We start from the raw sequence: 13728 nt of genomic DNA, 5'->3' as shown, positions 1-13728 counted from the left end.
GCCATGCTGGTGATCGGCAACGAGATTCTCTCGGGCCGCACCCGCGACGCCAATATGTATTTTCTTGCCGGCAAGCTGACCGAGCTGGGCATTCGCCTGCGCGAAGCCCGGGTGGTGCCCGATATCGAGGCGACCATCATTGCCACGGTGCAGGAGCTGAGCCGGACTTACGACTATGTCTTCACATCGGGCGGCATCGGTCCGACCCATGACGACATCACCGCCGACTGTATGGCAAAGGCTTTCGGCGTCGGCATCGACGTGCATCCGGAGGCGCGCCGTCGGCTGGAGGCGCATTACGAGGCTGGCATGCTGAATGCCGCCCGGCTGCGCATGGCGCGCATTCCCGATACCGCCACCCTGATCGACAATCCCGTGTCGGCCGCACCAGGTTTTCGCATCGGCAATGTCATGGTGATGGCTGGTGTGCCGCGAATCTTCGAGGCGATGGTGGCGAGCGTGGCGCCAAGCCTGGTCGGCGGCGACAAGCTGCTATCGCGCACCGTTCTGGCCTTCGTGCCAGAGGGCGCGGTAGCCGAAGACTTAGCAGCCCTGCAGACCGAATATCCGGATGTGGATATGGGCTCTTATCCCGCTTTCCGTGCCGGCAAGGCTTCCACCGCGATCGTGCTGCGTTCCACCGACAAGGTGCGGCTGGATGCGGCTGCCGATGCGATGTATGCGATTTTCCGCCGCATGGGCGGCGAGCCATTCGAGAACGAGATCGTCTGATGCGCCTGCTCCTGCCGACCGCCATGGTGGCTGGTCTTTTTGCCTTCGCCGCCCTTGCCCAGCCGGTGTCCAATCTGAATCCGACGGGGAACCTGGCGCCGCCGCCGAAATTCCTCGCCAAGGATCTGCAGGGTCTGTGCGATGGCCCTGAGGGCAGTGCGCGCCTTGTCGGCTGCCTGCGTTACCTGCAGGCGGCGGTGGCTATGTATGAGATGGCAGTGGCAGAGAGCAAGGATATGACCTGGTTCTGCGCGCCGCGTGAAGCGCCGTCCACCCTGCTGCGCCAGCAGTTTGTTGAATGGGCCAAGGAGAACCCCGACCAGATGGGTCAGGAGGCCATTCAGGCCGTGCGTGTGGCATTGACCGACGCCTTTCCCTGCCAGGGGGATTAGTGCGGTGGGGCAGTAAACCCGACCACACGAAAAGGTGAGTGGCAGCCGTCATTCCGCCGCAATCCCGACGCAGGCTGTCATGCTAGAATGCGATACTGCCGGAGGTTGGAACCGCCATGGGCAGAACGGTCCTGAATTCTTTCGTTGTATTGGCGCTGGTGGGCACACTGGCGGCTTGTGGTCCGCCGTTGGGGTGGCAAAAGCCCGGCGTGACACTGGCCGAGGCCAATATAGACAGCAGCGAGTGCGCCGCCCTGGCGCGCAATCAGGCTTTCCGCGAAAGCGCTTTCGGGCCGCCCGGCTATTATGGCGGTTATTACGGTTCATGGCCGTATCGCTATGGGTCCTATGGTTATCGCAGTTACGATTCTTTCATGTGGCGCAGCCAGCGCGAGAGTGACCTGCAGGATTTTTGCCTGCGCGCACGCGGCTATCACCTTGCGCCCATCCCGCAATAGGGTTTCCCCCAGGAGGCAATCATGTCGCGTCATTTCGCTATCCTGCTACTGATCGCTACGGGTGCCTGTGCCCCGACCACGGAATGGGAGCGTGCTGGCACGTCATTGTCGCAACGCCAAAGCGACGAAAAGGCCTGCCTCGACCTTGCCCAGTACCAGGCCTTTGACGAGAGTGATAAATCCAAGCCGATCTATCCGCCCTTCAAGGATACGCAATTCACCACCGATGGCGGTGGCGATGACGGTGGTGGAGGCGGCCTCACAACTTCCTATGCCCGCCGCGGTGCGCGGGTCTATGAATTGTCGGAATACTGCATGCAGCAGCGCGGCTATCGTCTGGTGCCGATCGCCAAGAAATGACATCCCGCGGCATCGCTTTGTCTGTCCTGCTGATGCTGGCGGCTTGCGCCACGACGCCGACAGAATGGGTGCGGGCGGATACCTCCGCAGCCCAACGGCAGAAAGATGACGCGGCATGCCGGCAGATCGCATCTGATCGCGCCTATGACGAGAGCATGTCGTCCCGCCCGCTGTATCCGCCCTGGACCGGCACAGGCTTCGAGCAAAACCGCTCCCCTTGGTTGCCGGGTTACGAGACGCGTTCTCCGTCCTATTTCGCGCGCGGCCCGCGCATGGGCGAGCTCCACGACTATTGCATGCGCGAGCGCGGTTACCGCCTGCAGGTGCTTACGCCGTAATACTGTCGGCCATGATGGTCTCGGCCTTATGGCAGGCGACCAGCCGCCCGTCCTCCAGTGCCCGCAGCGCCGGCGTCACGGTGCGGCAATGCGTATCAGCATGCGAGCAGCGGGCGGCCAGGGCGCAGCCGGGCAGCAGGGCGGTCGGGCTCGGCGGATTGCCCTGCAGCAGGCTGCGACGGCGCAGCTGGCCCACTGGCGGCGGCACCGGGCGCGGCAAGGCGGCGAGTAGCGCCCTGGTATAGGGATGGGCCGGCCGGGCAAAAATCGTGGCGGTGCTGCCCTGTTCGACGATGCGGCCGAGATACATCACGGCCACGCGGCTGCACAGGTGATCGATCACGGCCAGGTTATGGCTGATAAACAGATACGTGATGCCCAGGCGCTGCTGCAGGTCGGCCATCAGGTTGAGCACCTGCGCCTGCACCGAGACATCCAGCGCCGAGACGGCTTCATCGGCGACGATCAGCTTTGGCTGCGTGATCAGGGCGCGGGCGATGGCGATACGCTGGCGCTGCCCGCCCGAGAATTCATGCGGATATTTTTCCATGTCGCCGGCCCGCAGGCCCACGGTGGCAAGCGTTGCGGCCACGCGGTTGCGGCGCTCGGTACGGCTCGGCCGTTCCAGCACATCCAGCGGCTCGGCAACGATGCGCTCGACCGTCAGGCGCGGATCGAGTGAACCATAAGGATCCTGAAAGACCATCTGGAAGTCGCGCCGTGCGGCGCGCAGGTCAGACGGCGACAGGGCATGCAGGTCGCGGCCGGCAAAGCGCATCTCGCCGTGGTCGGGCCTTTCCAGGGCCATCACCAGCCGAGCCAGAGTCGACTTGCCGCAGCCGGACTCACCGACAATCCCCAGGCTCTGCCCTGCCTCAATGGCCAGCGACACGCCATTGACGGCAAAGACCTGCTGCGCTGGCGAAAACGGGGTGGCGCGGCGCAGCGTATAGGCCTTGTGAAGATCGGCAACCTCGACCAGAGCCGTCATGGCGATGTCCCCGTACCAAGGGTCTGGTCGGTGCGCCAGCATTCTGCCCGATGGTCTGGACCGATGCTAACAGCCGGTGGGAATTCCACGCGGCAGCGTGGTTCGGCCAGGCTGCAGCGTTCGGCAAAGGCGCAAGCTGACGGCAGGTCATGCAGGTCTGGCACGATGCCGGCAATGGTGGCCAAAGGCGCGCGTGGATGGGATTGCCCGGGGGCAATGCGCGGCATGGCCGCGAACAGTCCGCGCGCATAAGGATGTGCCAGACGGGCAAAGACCTCGCGCACCGGTCCGGCCTCCACTGCGCGGCCGGCATACATCACCAGGACGCGGTCGACGGTTTCGGCGATCACGCCCAGGTCATGGCTGATCAGCACCAGCGCCATGCCGCTGTCGTCCACCAGGCGGCGAATCAGATCGAGGATCTGTCCCTGGATGGTAACATCGAGCGCCGTGGTCGGTTCGTCGGCGATCAGGATGTCGGGGTCGCAGGCGAGCGCCATGGCGATCATGGCGCGCTGCCGCTGCCCGCCTGACATCTGGTGCGGATAGGCGTCCAGCCGCTGGCGGGGGTTGGGGATGCCGACGCGGTCCAGCAGGTCGACAGCACGGTCGCGGGCCTGGCGCCGGCTCAGCTTCAGGTGCTGCTGCAGGGGTTCGGCAATCTGGTCGCCGATACAGTGCAGCGGGTTGAGCGATGTCATTGGCTCCTGGAAGATCATCGCCAGCCGGTTGCCGCGCAGGTCGCAAAGCTGCTGTTCGCGTAGCGTCAGCAGATTATGCCCGCCATAACGCACCGCGCCGGACGCCACTGCACCATCCGGCAGCAGGCCCATCAGTGCCAGCGCGGTCAGTGATTTTCCGCAGCCGGACTCCCCCACGATGCCGAGCGTTTCACCTTTGTCGAGCGTGAAGCTGAGGCCGCGCACGGCCTCTACCGCACCGCGCGCAGTCTGCAGCGCGACACGCAGGTCATTGACCGAAAGCAGCGGAGCCGGCGTCATCAGCGTTGCCGTGACAAGCGCGGGTCGGTCAGGTCGCGCAGCCCGTCGCCCAGCAGGTTGAGGCCGAGCACGGCGATGGCGATGGCACAGCCGGGAAAGACGGCAAGGAAGGGCGCGCGGAAAACCATGGCCTGCGCCTCGTTCAGCATGCGGCCCCAGCTCGGTGTCGGCGGCTGGGTGCCGAGGCCAAGATAGGACAGCGCGGCTTCGGCCAGGATGGCCAGTGCGAACTGGATGGTGGCCTGTACCACGATCACAGCCAGGATATTGGGCAGCACATGTTCTATGGTGATGCGGGTACTGCCCTTGCCGGCGCTGCGGGCAGCGAGGATGTAATCGCGAGCCCAGATCGCATTGGCCGAGCCGCGTACCACGCGGGCAAATACCGGAATGTTGAAGATCGCGATGGCCACCACCGAGTTCATCGTGCTGGGACCAAAGATCGCCGCCAGCATGATGGCCGACAGGATGGCCGGAAAGGCAAAGGTGAAATCGGCGAAGCGCATCACCAGCTCTTCGATCCAGCCGCGTCGTGCGGCGGCCAGCAACCCGAGCGTGCTACCCAGCACAATCCCGCAGCCGACAGCCAGCACACCAACTGTCAGGGAGTTCTGTGCGCCAGCCAGGATCAGCGACAACACATCGCGGCCAAAGGAGTCGGTGCCCAGCCAGTGGTCGGCCGAGGGCATCGCCATGCGGCGGCGGATATTGATCGCGGTTGGTGCATAGGGCGTCCAGATCAGCGACAGCAGTGCCATAGCAACCACGAAAGCAGTCAGCGTCGCGCCGACCACGAAGCTGCGATGACGGAATGCGCGCCGCAGGAAGGAAGAACCGGACCGGCCGTCAGACATCGCGGCCTTTCAGCCGTGGATCGATCACGGCATAGAGAACATCGACGATGAAATTCACCGTCACCACGGTAAAGGCCAGCAGGACCACGGCAGCTTTCACCACCTCGATATCCCGGTTGCTGATGGCCTGGAAGATCAGGCGGCCGAGGCCGGGCAGCGAGAAAACCTGCTCGACCACGATGGCGCCAGCCAGCAGGTTGCCGAACTGCAGGCCGATCACGGTGATCACCGGGATCAGTGCGTTGCGCAGCACATGGCGCCACAGCACGGCTTGGCGGCTGAGCCCCTTGGCTCGTGCGGTGCGCACGAAATCCTCGCGCAGCACTTCCAGGACCGATGAGCGCGTGATGCGGGTGAGAATGGCGGCCTGCACGGCGGCGAGCGAGATGCTGGGCAGGATCAGGCTTTTTGCCGCCGCCAGTATGCCGTCGCCCCAGCCTGGGAAGCCGCCGGCAGAAAACCAGCCGAGATTGACGGCGAACAGCAGGATCAGCAGCAGGCCGAACCAGAAGTTCGGCAGTGAGATGCCGAGCTGGCTGATGCCCATGATGGCCAGATCGCCCGGCTTGTTATGCTGGGCGGCGGCATAGACGCCAAGCGCAAGGGCCAGCACCACGGTCAGCAGCATGGCACTGGCGGCGAGCGGATAGGTCAGCAGCAGCCGTTCGGCGATCAGCGGCCAGACCGGTGTTTTGTAGGCATAGGAGATGCCGAAATCGCCCACGGCCAGGTGGGCGATCCAGTCGAGATAGCGGTCCAGCACCGGCCGGTCGAGGCCATACTGATTGCGGAACACGGCAAGTTGTTCATCGGTGGCGTCGATGCCCAGCACCAGCAGTGCCGGGTCGCCGGGCAGGATTTCCAGCACCAGGAACACGATCACCGAGGTCGCCAGCAGGGTGGCGATCAGGGTGGCGAATCGCTTGAGCAGGAAAGCGGGCATCAGGAACGGGACATGGTGGCAGCCTGCCGTTGGCGTTCGGCCAGCCGCGTCAGCAGGGCGCGTTTGGCCTCAGGCGCCAAAGCCGGCCAGGCGCCGATCTCCTCGCCGGTGCGGAAACAGCCCAGGCACCAGCCGGTGCGGCGGTCGATGCTGCAGACCTTGTTGCAGGGCGAGGGCGGTCCCGCATCCTCGCGCCCGGGGGTAGCGATCATGGCCAAAATATGGCGACCGGCCCGCCCGGGATGCAACCGGCGGGGCTGGCGGAAAGCGCGGTCCGGTGCCGCAAAATCCGGCCGGGGGCTTGAACCATGGGCAGGGAAACTCTTATCTAGCGGGCGCCGAGCGGCGGGGGCCGCGAAGTCTGGCAGGGGACGTACTAAAACGATGATCGACATCAAGAATCTGGTCAAGCAATTCGGACCGTTCACCGCCGTAGACAATGTCAGTTTCAGTGTGGCCAAAGGCGAGGTGCTGGGTTTCCTCGGCCCCAATGGCGCCGGCAAGTCCACCACCATGAAAATGCTGTGCGGCTTCCTCAATCCCACCGCGGGCAGTATCTCGGTCTGCGGCCATGACGTGGAGGCCGATCCGCTGGCTGCCCGCCGTGCCATCGGCTATCTGCCGGAAGGGGCGCCGACCTATGCCGATATGACGGCCCGCGGGTTCCTCGATTTCATCGCCGATGTGCGCGAGCTGGCCGGCAAGGACCGCCAGTGGCGGCTCGACAAGGTGATCGACCAGGTCAATATCAAGGATGTGCTCGACCAGCCGATCGACACGCTGTCGAAGGGCTACAAGCGCCGCGTCGGCCTGGCCCAGGCGATCCTGCATGATCCGCCGGTGCTGGTGCTGGATGAGCCGACCGATGGCCTCGATCCGAACCAGAAGCATGAGGTGCGCGGCCTGATCCAGGCGATGGCGCGCGACAAGGCCATCATCATCTCGACCCATATTCTCGAAGAGGTGGAAGCGGTGTGCAGCCGCGCCATCATCATTGCCCGCGGCCGTATTCTCGCCGAGGGCCGCCCCGAGGGTAACGCCGGCTGGCGTATCGGCACTGTGCTTGCCGCACCGGGCAAGCTTGATGCTGCCTTCCGCGAAATCACGCAAGCGCGCGCCGCCTGATCAGGACTAAAGACCATGAAACCGATGCTTGCCGTTCTCCGCCGCGAATTCAGCGGCTACTTTTCCACCCCGGTGGCCTATGTCTTCATTGTGGTGTTCCTGTTCACTGCGGGAATCTTCACATTCTATCTCGGCCAGTTCTTCGAACGCGGCCAGGCCGATCTGAAGGCCTTCTTCCTGTTCCATCCCTGGCTCTATCTCTTCTTTCTGCCCGCCATCGCCATGCGGCTGTGGGCAGAAGAGCGCAAGGCCGGCACGATCGAGCTGCTGCTGACCCTGCCGATCCCGCTCTGGGCTGCGGTGCTGGGCAAGTTCCTCGCCGCCTGGGCTTTTGCCGGCATCGCGCTGGCGCTGACCTTCCCGCTCTGGCTCACGGTCAACTGGCTCGGTTCGCCCGATAATGGCGTCATTCTCGCCGGCTATATCGGCAGCCTGCTGATGGCCGGCGCCTATCTGGCGATCGGCAGCTGCCTGTCGGCAGTGACCAAGAACCAGGTGATCGCCTTCGTGGTCAGCGTGCTGGTCTGTTTCATCTTCACCGTTTCGGGCGCGCCGATGGTGCTGAGCTTCTTCCAGGGCTGGGCACCGCCGCTGATCACCGACACCATCGCTTCCTTCAGCTTCCTGTCGCATTTCAATGCGATCACCGAAGGCGTGATCGATCTGCGCGATCTCGTCTTCTTCCTCTCGCTTATCGCGGTCTGGCTCTATGCCAATGCCGTTGTCGTCGATTTCAAGAAGGCTGGCTAAGTCATGAAAACCGGCAGCAAAGCCCTCCTTACCGGCACCGGCCTGATCGCCGCTTTCGCCGTTTTCCTCGGGTTCAACATCCTGGTGAATCAGGGTCTGCGCGATGTCCGCATCGACCTCACCCAGGCGCGGCTCTATACCTTGTCTGACGGCACCCGGAATGTGCTGAAGGCCATTCCGGAACCGATTACGCTGCGCTTCTTCTTCTCCGACAAGCTGGCCAGCAATGCGCCGCAGCTGAAGCAGTATGGTACCCGCGTGCGTGAGCTGCTGGAGCGTTATGCCGCCCTGGCCGGCGGCAAGATCCGGCTTGAAGTGATCGACCCGGAACCCTTCACCGAGGCGGAAGACCGCGCGGTGCAGGCCGGCCTGCAGGGGGCGCAGCTGCCTGGCGGCTCCCTTTATTTCGGCTTAGTTGGCAGCAACACGCTGGATCAGCAGCAGACGATTGCCTTCTTTCAGGCGGAGAAGGAGCAGTTCCTCGAATATGATCTGACCAAGCTGATCTATGGCCTGAGCAATCCGGCCAAGCCGACCATCGGCATCCTCGGTGCCCTGCCGCTGGAATACGGTCCGGGCGGCATGATGGCGGCCATGCGCGGCCAGATGCAGCCCTATCTGATCCTCGAGCAGATCAAGCAGTTCTTCCAGGTGAAGATGCTGGATGCCTCCAAGCCGGAGGAGATCGACGACAAGCTGTCGACCCTCATCCTGGCGCATCCGAAGGATCTCAGCCCGCAGGTGCAGTATGCCATCGACCAGTATGTGCTGAAGGGCGGCCGCCTGATCGTGTTCGCCGATCCCTATTCCGAAACCATGGCGGCGATGCCCAACCCGATGACCGGCCAGCCGATGCCGGGCGGTGACCAGTCTTCGCTGTTGCCTGAGCTGTTCAAGGCCTGGGGCATCGAGGTGCAGGCCGGCAAGTTCGTTGCCGATCTCAGCATGGCGCAGCGTGTGCAGACCGGCCGTCCCGGTGCCGCCGCGGTGGCCGATTACATCCCGTGGCTGGCGATCCCGGGCGAGCGCCTGAGCCAGGATGATGTGGTGACTGCCGAGCTGACCCAGATCAACGCGGCTTCCATGGGTGCGATCCGCAAGCTGGATGGCGCCACCACCACGCTGACACCGCTGATCACCTCGTCGAAACAGGCCATGCTGATGGATACCGCCGATCTGCAGGGCGATCCCAATCCGCAGGTGCTGGCCGAGAAGTTCAAGGCCACGGGCGAGATCTACACGATGGCGGCCCGTATCAGCGGTTCGGCCAGGACCGCCTTCCCGGGCGGCGCGCCGGCCGATGCAAAGACCGCCGGCCCGCAGGTGACCGACAGTGCCAAGCCGATCAATGTGCTGCTGGTGGCCGACGCCGATATGCTGGATGACCGTTTCTGGGTGCGGACCCAGCAGATGATGGGCCAGAGCATGTATGTGCCGATCGCGGCCAATGCCGATCTGCTGGTGAACGCCATCGACAACATGTCGGGCTCGGGCGATCTGATCGGCCTGCGCAGCCGTGGCCGGTCGCAGCGCCCGTTCGAGGTGATCGACAATATGCGTCGCGTGGCCGAGCAGCAGTTCCTGGCCCGCCAGCGTGCCCTGGAGCAAAAGCTGGAGACCACACAGAAACAGCTCGCCGAACTGCAGAGCAAGGCGCAGGATCAGTCCAATGCCCTGCTCAGCGCTGAGCAGGAGGCTGCCATCACCACCTTCCGGGACGACCTGTTGTCGACCCGGCGTGAGCTGCGCGGTGTGCAGCGCGAGCTGAATCGCGACATCGAAGGCCTGCAGGTTTTCGTCAAGTTCATCAATATCGGCCTGATGCCGCTGCTGGCCGCCCTTGTGGCGGTGGGCCTGGCGATCGTGTGGCGCCGTCGTCGCATCCGCCGCGCCATGGAAGGCTGAGGCTGTCTGTACGGAGTGAAGGCAATGCAGATGCGTAACAAAAGCTGGGCAATCCTGGTGGCGGCCGCCGTGATTGTTGGTGGTGCCGGCTGGTGGGTGGCCGCCTCGCGCGACCGTGCGGCCCAGGCCGATTTCACGCCTAAACCGTTGTTCGCCGGGCTCACCGCCAGAGTGAATGACGTCGCCGGTCTGGAGATCATCACGGTCAAGACGATGTTCCGCATCGAACGTGGCGCGACGGCAGACCAGTGGACCATGCCGAGCCGGCATGATTATCCGGTGCGTGCCGATCTAGTGCGCAAGAATGTTTTGGGCATCGCCGGGCTGGAGACCATCGAGCCGCGCAGCGACAAGCCGGCACATTACAACCTGCTGCAGGTTGCTGAGCCCGATCAATACCAGCCGGTGGACGATGCGGCGAAATCCGACCCGGGCCCGATCCTGGTGCGGCTGGCCGACAAGGATGCCAAATCGATTGCCGCCGTGATCGTCGGCAAGACGCGCAGCTATCCCTCGGGCGGTAAGCCTGGCCAGTTGCAGGTGCGCAAGCCTGACGAGGCGCGCGCCTGGCTGGCCCAGGGTACGCTCGAACTGCCTGCCGATCCGGCACAGTGGCTGGTCAAGGACCTGATCAAGATCGACCGCGCCCGCGTGGCCTATGCCACGGTGAAGCATCCCGATGGCGAGCTTTTGCGGGTCAACCGTGGGCCGGAGAAGCCCGATGGCACGCCGGTCGATTTCGTGCTGCCGGATATGCCCAAGGGCATGAAGGCGGTTTCGCCCTTTGATGTGAATGCGGTGGCCGGTGGCCTGGCTTATCTGGGCTTTGAGGATGTCGCCAAGGCCGCCGACCTCGATTTCTCCAAGGCGACGGTGGCCGAGATCGTCACGCTGGATGGCGTGAAGGCGGTGGTGCGCACCATTCCGGCCGCGGATCAGGACAAGAAATTCTGGATGACGATCTCTGTCAGCTTTGACGCCGCTTCGGCCAAACCCGATGCGGCCAAGGAGCTGCTGAAGCCCGAGGAGGCCGAGAAGCAGGTGAAAGAGGCGGCGGCACGCATGGGTGGTTGGGCCTATCTGGTCAACGACTATGCGGCGCGCGACCTGACCCGCCGGCTGAAAGACCTGATCGAGCCGGAAAAGAAAGACGAATCCAAGAAAGACTGATTCTGGAGGCATCGCCATGACCGACCAGACCATGCACTTCCAGTCGGACGTCGCCCGGCTGCTGCATATTGTTACCCACGCGCTCTACAGCCAGAAGGAAATCTTCCTTCGCGAGCTGATCTCCAATGCCTCTGATGCCTGTGACAAGCTGCGTTTTGCGGCGCAGACCGAAGCGGATCTGTGGGCGGGTGATACGGACCTCAAGGTCATCCTGACGCCCGACAAGGCCGCCCGCACGCTCACCATTGCCGATAACGGCATCGGAATGAGTCGTGACGAACTGGTGGCCAATCTGGGTACCATCGCCCGCTCCGGCACCGGTGAATTTGCCGCCAAACTCTCTGGCGATGCCGCCAAGGACATGGCCCTGATCGGCCAGTTCGGTGTTGGCTTCTACTCCGCCTTCATGGTGTCGACGAAAGTGGAGGTGGTTTCGCGCAAGGCCGGCGAGACAGAGGCCTGGCGCTGGGCTTCCGATGGCTCTGGCCAGTTCACCATCGGTGAGGCCGAAAAGACGGGTCGCGGCACCACAATCATCCTGCACCTGCGCGAAGGTGAGGATGAGTTCCTCGAAACGACCAGGCTGAGCCATATCGTCAGGACGTATTCCGACCACATCGCCCTGCCGGTGGTGCTGCAGGCGCAGGATGTGGACGGGGGCAAGAGCGAAACGCTGAACAGCGCCAGCGCACTCTGGGCACGACCGAAAAGCGAGATTACGGAAGAGCAGTATCAGAATTTCTACCACCATGTGTCGCATGCCTTCGACGACCCGTGGCTGACCTTGCACGCACGGGCCGAGGGCAAGCTGGACTACACGCTGCTGCTCTTTATCCCGTCATCGCGACCGCATGACCTGTTCGATCCGGCGCGCAAGGCGCTGCTCAAGCTCTATGTGCGCCGGGTCTTCATCACCGACCGCTGCGACGAACTGGTGCCGGCCTGGCTGCGCTTCCTGCGCGGGGTGGTCGATTCTGCTGACCTGCCGCTGAATGTCAGCCGTGAAATGCTGCAGCACAATCCGGTGCTGGCGCGGATCAGGCAGGCGATCACCCGTCGCGTGCTGGCCGAGCTGGAGAAGAAGGCCGGCAAGGATGCCGAGGCCTACAATGCTTTCTGGGAAGCCTTTGGCGCGGTGCTGAAGGAAGGCATCTACGAAGATCCAGAGCATCGCGAGACAATTCTCAAGCTGGCGCGCTTCCGCTCGTCGCAGCGCGATGGCTGGGTATCATTCGACGACTATATCGCCGCTATGAAAGACGGCCAGACGGCGATCTACGTGATCAATGGCGACCAGCGCGATCAGCTGAAGCGCAGCCCGCAGCTGGAAGGTTTCCGTGCCAAGGGCGTCGAGGTTCTGCTGCTGACCGATCCGGTCGACGACTTCTGGCTCTCGGTCGTGCGCGACTTTGCCGGCAAGCCGGTCAAATCCGCCAGCCGGGCCGGTGCCGATCTGGACGCCATCGCGGCTACCGCTGATGAGAAGAAGTCCGAAGACAAGCCCGATGATGCAGCGCTTGGCACCCTGATAGCGGCACTGAAGCAGATTCTGGGCGATGCGGTGAAGGATGTGCGCGAATCAAAACGGCTGACCGATAGTGCGGTCTGCCTGAGCGCGGCAGAAGGCGACATGGATCTCCATCTGGAGCGCCTGCTGCGTCAGCATCAGAAGCTGGAGCAGATCAGCGCGCGAATCCTGGAAATCAACCCGACCCACCCGCTGATCCGGGCGCTGGCCGCCCGGGCACAGCAGCCCGGTGCAGTGGATGCCCTGACGGATGCGGCGCAGCTGCTGCTCGATCAGGCCCGCCTGGTTGAGGGCGAGGCGCCGGCTGATCCGCTGCTGTTTGCCCAGCGGCTGGCGCGCGTGATGGAAAAGGCGCTCTAGGCGTTACATCCCGACGCGGCTGAGCGGCACTTCGGTGACGCCATAGCCGGCTGCGGCCGGGATGCGCAGATGCGGCTCGGAGAAGGATGTCTTGTCGAGTACCGGCATCACGTCGACGATGGCATCCTGCCGCGTGATCGCGATGGCCTCAGCCACTGTCTTCGCCCGCGCCAGTTTTACCAGCTGCATGCGGGTGGCAAACACGATGGTGCGGGTCTTGGCTTCCCAGTCATCCAGTGCGGCCTGGGCGCCGACCCATTCGGACTCCACCGATTCAGAGCCGTCATGCACGCCAATCTGGTCAGCCGGTGCCGGCGCCAGGAAAAACCAGGTATCAAAGCGCTTGGGCATCACCTCGGGGGTGATCCAGTGCGCAAACGGAATCAGGGTATCCAGTGCATAATCCAGGTCTTCGGCCTCGGCCATGTCACGGAGCGTCTTGTCGCCGCGATTGAGTGGCTCGCGCCAGTGATCCAGCGTCTCAATGCGGCTGGCCGGCAGCAGGGCGCCATCGCCCTTGGCGCGTGCCAGCAGCAGGCCGGATTCCTCAAAGGCCTCGCGGATCGCACCAAAGGCAAAGGCTGTCAGTTGCGGATCGAAATTGCCCGGCCGGGCGTGGCGGCCCATCAGCACCGGGTCGCTGTCGCCCTCGGCCAGCTTGCCGCCGGGAAACACCATGGCGCCGGAGGCAAAGTCGATGGCGTGGTTGCGTTTGACCATGAAGACTTCAAGACCGGCGGTGCCATCGCGCACCATCAGCACGGTGCTGGAAGGACGCAGGGCTGATTTATTCTGGGCGGGTGTGCTGTCGCTCATCGGTG

16 protein-coding genes are annotated in these 13728 nt (G+C 63.8%); 10 read left to right on the top strand and 6 right to left on the bottom strand.

Going from position 1 to position 13728, the window contains the following annotated elements; all coding sequences use genetic code 11:
- The 5 genes from AAG821_RS13830 to AAG821_RS13810 all read left to right on the top strand — a co-directional run.
- The coding region (locus tag AAG821_RS13830; RefSeq protein WP_341916310.1) for a molybdopterin-binding protein at nt 1-732 on the top strand (732 nt) is incomplete at its 5' end.
- Nucleotides 732-1124, top strand: a complete 393-nt coding sequence (locus AAG821_RS13825) for a Rap1a/Tai family immunity protein (RefSeq protein ID WP_341909919.1) — start codon at nt 732-734, stop codon at nt 1122-1124. The genes AAG821_RS13830 and AAG821_RS13825, both read left to right, overlap by 1 nt.
- A gap of 116 nt (nt 1125-1240) precedes the next feature.
- On the top strand, nt 1241-1582 hold the full coding sequence (locus tag AAG821_RS13820; protein WP_341909917.1) for a hypothetical protein: 342 nt from the start codon (nt 1241-1243) through the stop codon (nt 1580-1582).
- A gap of 21 nt (nt 1583-1603) precedes the next feature.
- A complete protein-coding gene (locus AAG821_RS13815) occupies nt 1604-1942 on the top strand; it encodes a hypothetical protein (RefSeq protein WP_341909915.1) in 339 nt (112 codons plus the stop codon).
- Nucleotides 1939-2280, top strand: a complete 342-nt coding sequence (locus AAG821_RS13810) for a hypothetical protein (protein ID WP_341909913.1) — start codon at nt 1939-1941, stop codon at nt 2278-2280. The genes AAG821_RS13815 and AAG821_RS13810 overlap by 4 nt, the downstream gene beginning before the upstream one ends.
- Here the strand turns inward: AAG821_RS13810 and AAG821_RS13805 are convergent.
- Genes AAG821_RS13805 through AAG821_RS13785 form a run of 5 tightly spaced genes read right to left on the bottom strand, consistent with a single transcriptional unit; the run spans nt 2270 to nt 6281 of the window.
- Complete coding sequence (locus AAG821_RS13805) at nt 2270-3271, bottom strand: oligopeptide/dipeptide ABC transporter ATP-binding protein (protein ID WP_341909912.1); 1002 nt, start codon at nt 3269-3271, stop codon at nt 2270-2272. The genes AAG821_RS13810 and AAG821_RS13805 overlap by 11 nt on opposite strands.
- Nucleotides 3268-4272 (bottom strand): ABC transporter ATP-binding protein, encoded by a 1005-nt coding sequence (locus tag AAG821_RS13800; RefSeq protein WP_341909910.1) that lies wholly within the window; start codon nt 4270-4272, stop codon nt 3268-3270. Before AAG821_RS13800 ends, AAG821_RS13805 begins: the two co-directional genes overlap by 4 nt.
- Nucleotides 4272-5126 (bottom strand): ABC transporter permease, encoded by an 855-nt coding sequence (locus AAG821_RS13795; RefSeq protein WP_341909907.1) that lies wholly within the window; start codon nt 5124-5126, stop codon nt 4272-4274. The genes AAG821_RS13800 and AAG821_RS13795 overlap by 1 nt, the downstream gene beginning before the upstream one ends.
- Nucleotides 5119-6069 (bottom strand): ABC transporter permease, encoded by a 951-nt coding sequence (locus AAG821_RS13790; RefSeq protein ID WP_341909905.1) that lies wholly within the window; start codon nt 6067-6069, stop codon nt 5119-5121. The genes AAG821_RS13795 and AAG821_RS13790 overlap by 8 nt, the downstream gene beginning before the upstream one ends.
- Nucleotides 6069-6281 (bottom strand): DUF1289 domain-containing protein, encoded by a 213-nt coding sequence (locus AAG821_RS13785; protein WP_341909904.1) that lies wholly within the window; start codon nt 6279-6281, stop codon nt 6069-6071. Before AAG821_RS13785 ends, AAG821_RS13790 begins: the two co-directional genes overlap by 1 nt.
- A 172-nt stretch (nt 6282-6453) precedes the next feature.
- On the opposite strand from AAG821_RS13785, the gene AAG821_RS13780 reads away from it, so the two are divergent.
- Genes AAG821_RS13780 through htpG form a run of 5 tightly spaced genes read left to right on the top strand, consistent with a single transcriptional unit; the run spans nt 6454 to nt 12907 of the window.
- Nucleotides 6454-7194 (top strand): ABC transporter ATP-binding protein, encoded by a 741-nt coding sequence (locus tag AAG821_RS13780; protein ID WP_341909902.1) that lies wholly within the window; start codon nt 6454-6456, stop codon nt 7192-7194.
- A gap of 15 nt (nt 7195-7209) precedes the next feature.
- Nucleotides 7210-7944 carry an ABC transporter permease subunit gene (locus tag AAG821_RS13775; RefSeq protein WP_341894525.1) on the top strand — a complete coding sequence of 245 codons (735 nt, stop codon included), beginning with the start codon at nt 7210-7212 and terminating at the stop codon, nt 7942-7944.
- 3 nt (nt 7945-7947) lie between these two features.
- Nucleotides 7948-9849 carry a Gldg family protein gene (locus AAG821_RS13770; RefSeq protein WP_341909900.1) on the top strand — a complete coding sequence of 634 codons (1902 nt, stop codon included), beginning with the start codon at nt 7948-7950 and terminating at the stop codon, nt 9847-9849.
- 24 nt (nt 9850-9873) lie between these two features.
- Entirely contained in the window at nt 9874-11019 is a 1146-nt protein-coding gene (locus AAG821_RS13765; RefSeq protein WP_341909899.1) for a DUF4340 domain-containing protein, read from the top strand.
- 16 nt (nt 11020-11035) lie between these two features.
- Nucleotides 11036-12907, top strand: a complete 1872-nt coding sequence (gene htpG / locus AAG821_RS13760; RefSeq protein WP_341909897.1) for a molecular chaperone HtpG — start codon at nt 11036-11038, stop codon at nt 12905-12907.
- A 3-nt stretch (nt 12908-12910) separates the two neighbouring features.
- Here the strand turns inward: htpG and AAG821_RS13755 are convergent, their stop codons facing one another.
- Nucleotides 12911-13723, bottom strand: a complete 813-nt coding sequence (locus AAG821_RS13755) for a hypothetical protein (RefSeq protein ID WP_341909895.1) — start codon at nt 13721-13723, stop codon at nt 12911-12913.
- Between the last annotated feature and the right edge of the window lie 5 nt (nt 13724-13728).

It is taken from the genome of Ferrovibrio terrae (assembly GCF_943372915.1).
Lineage (GTDB): Bacteria > Pseudomonadota > Alphaproteobacteria > Ferrovibrionales > Ferrovibrionaceae > Ferrovibrio > Ferrovibrio terrae_A.
The sequence above is the reverse complement of the archived record's forward strand: the minus strand, read 5'-3'. Positions and strand labels throughout refer to the sequence as shown.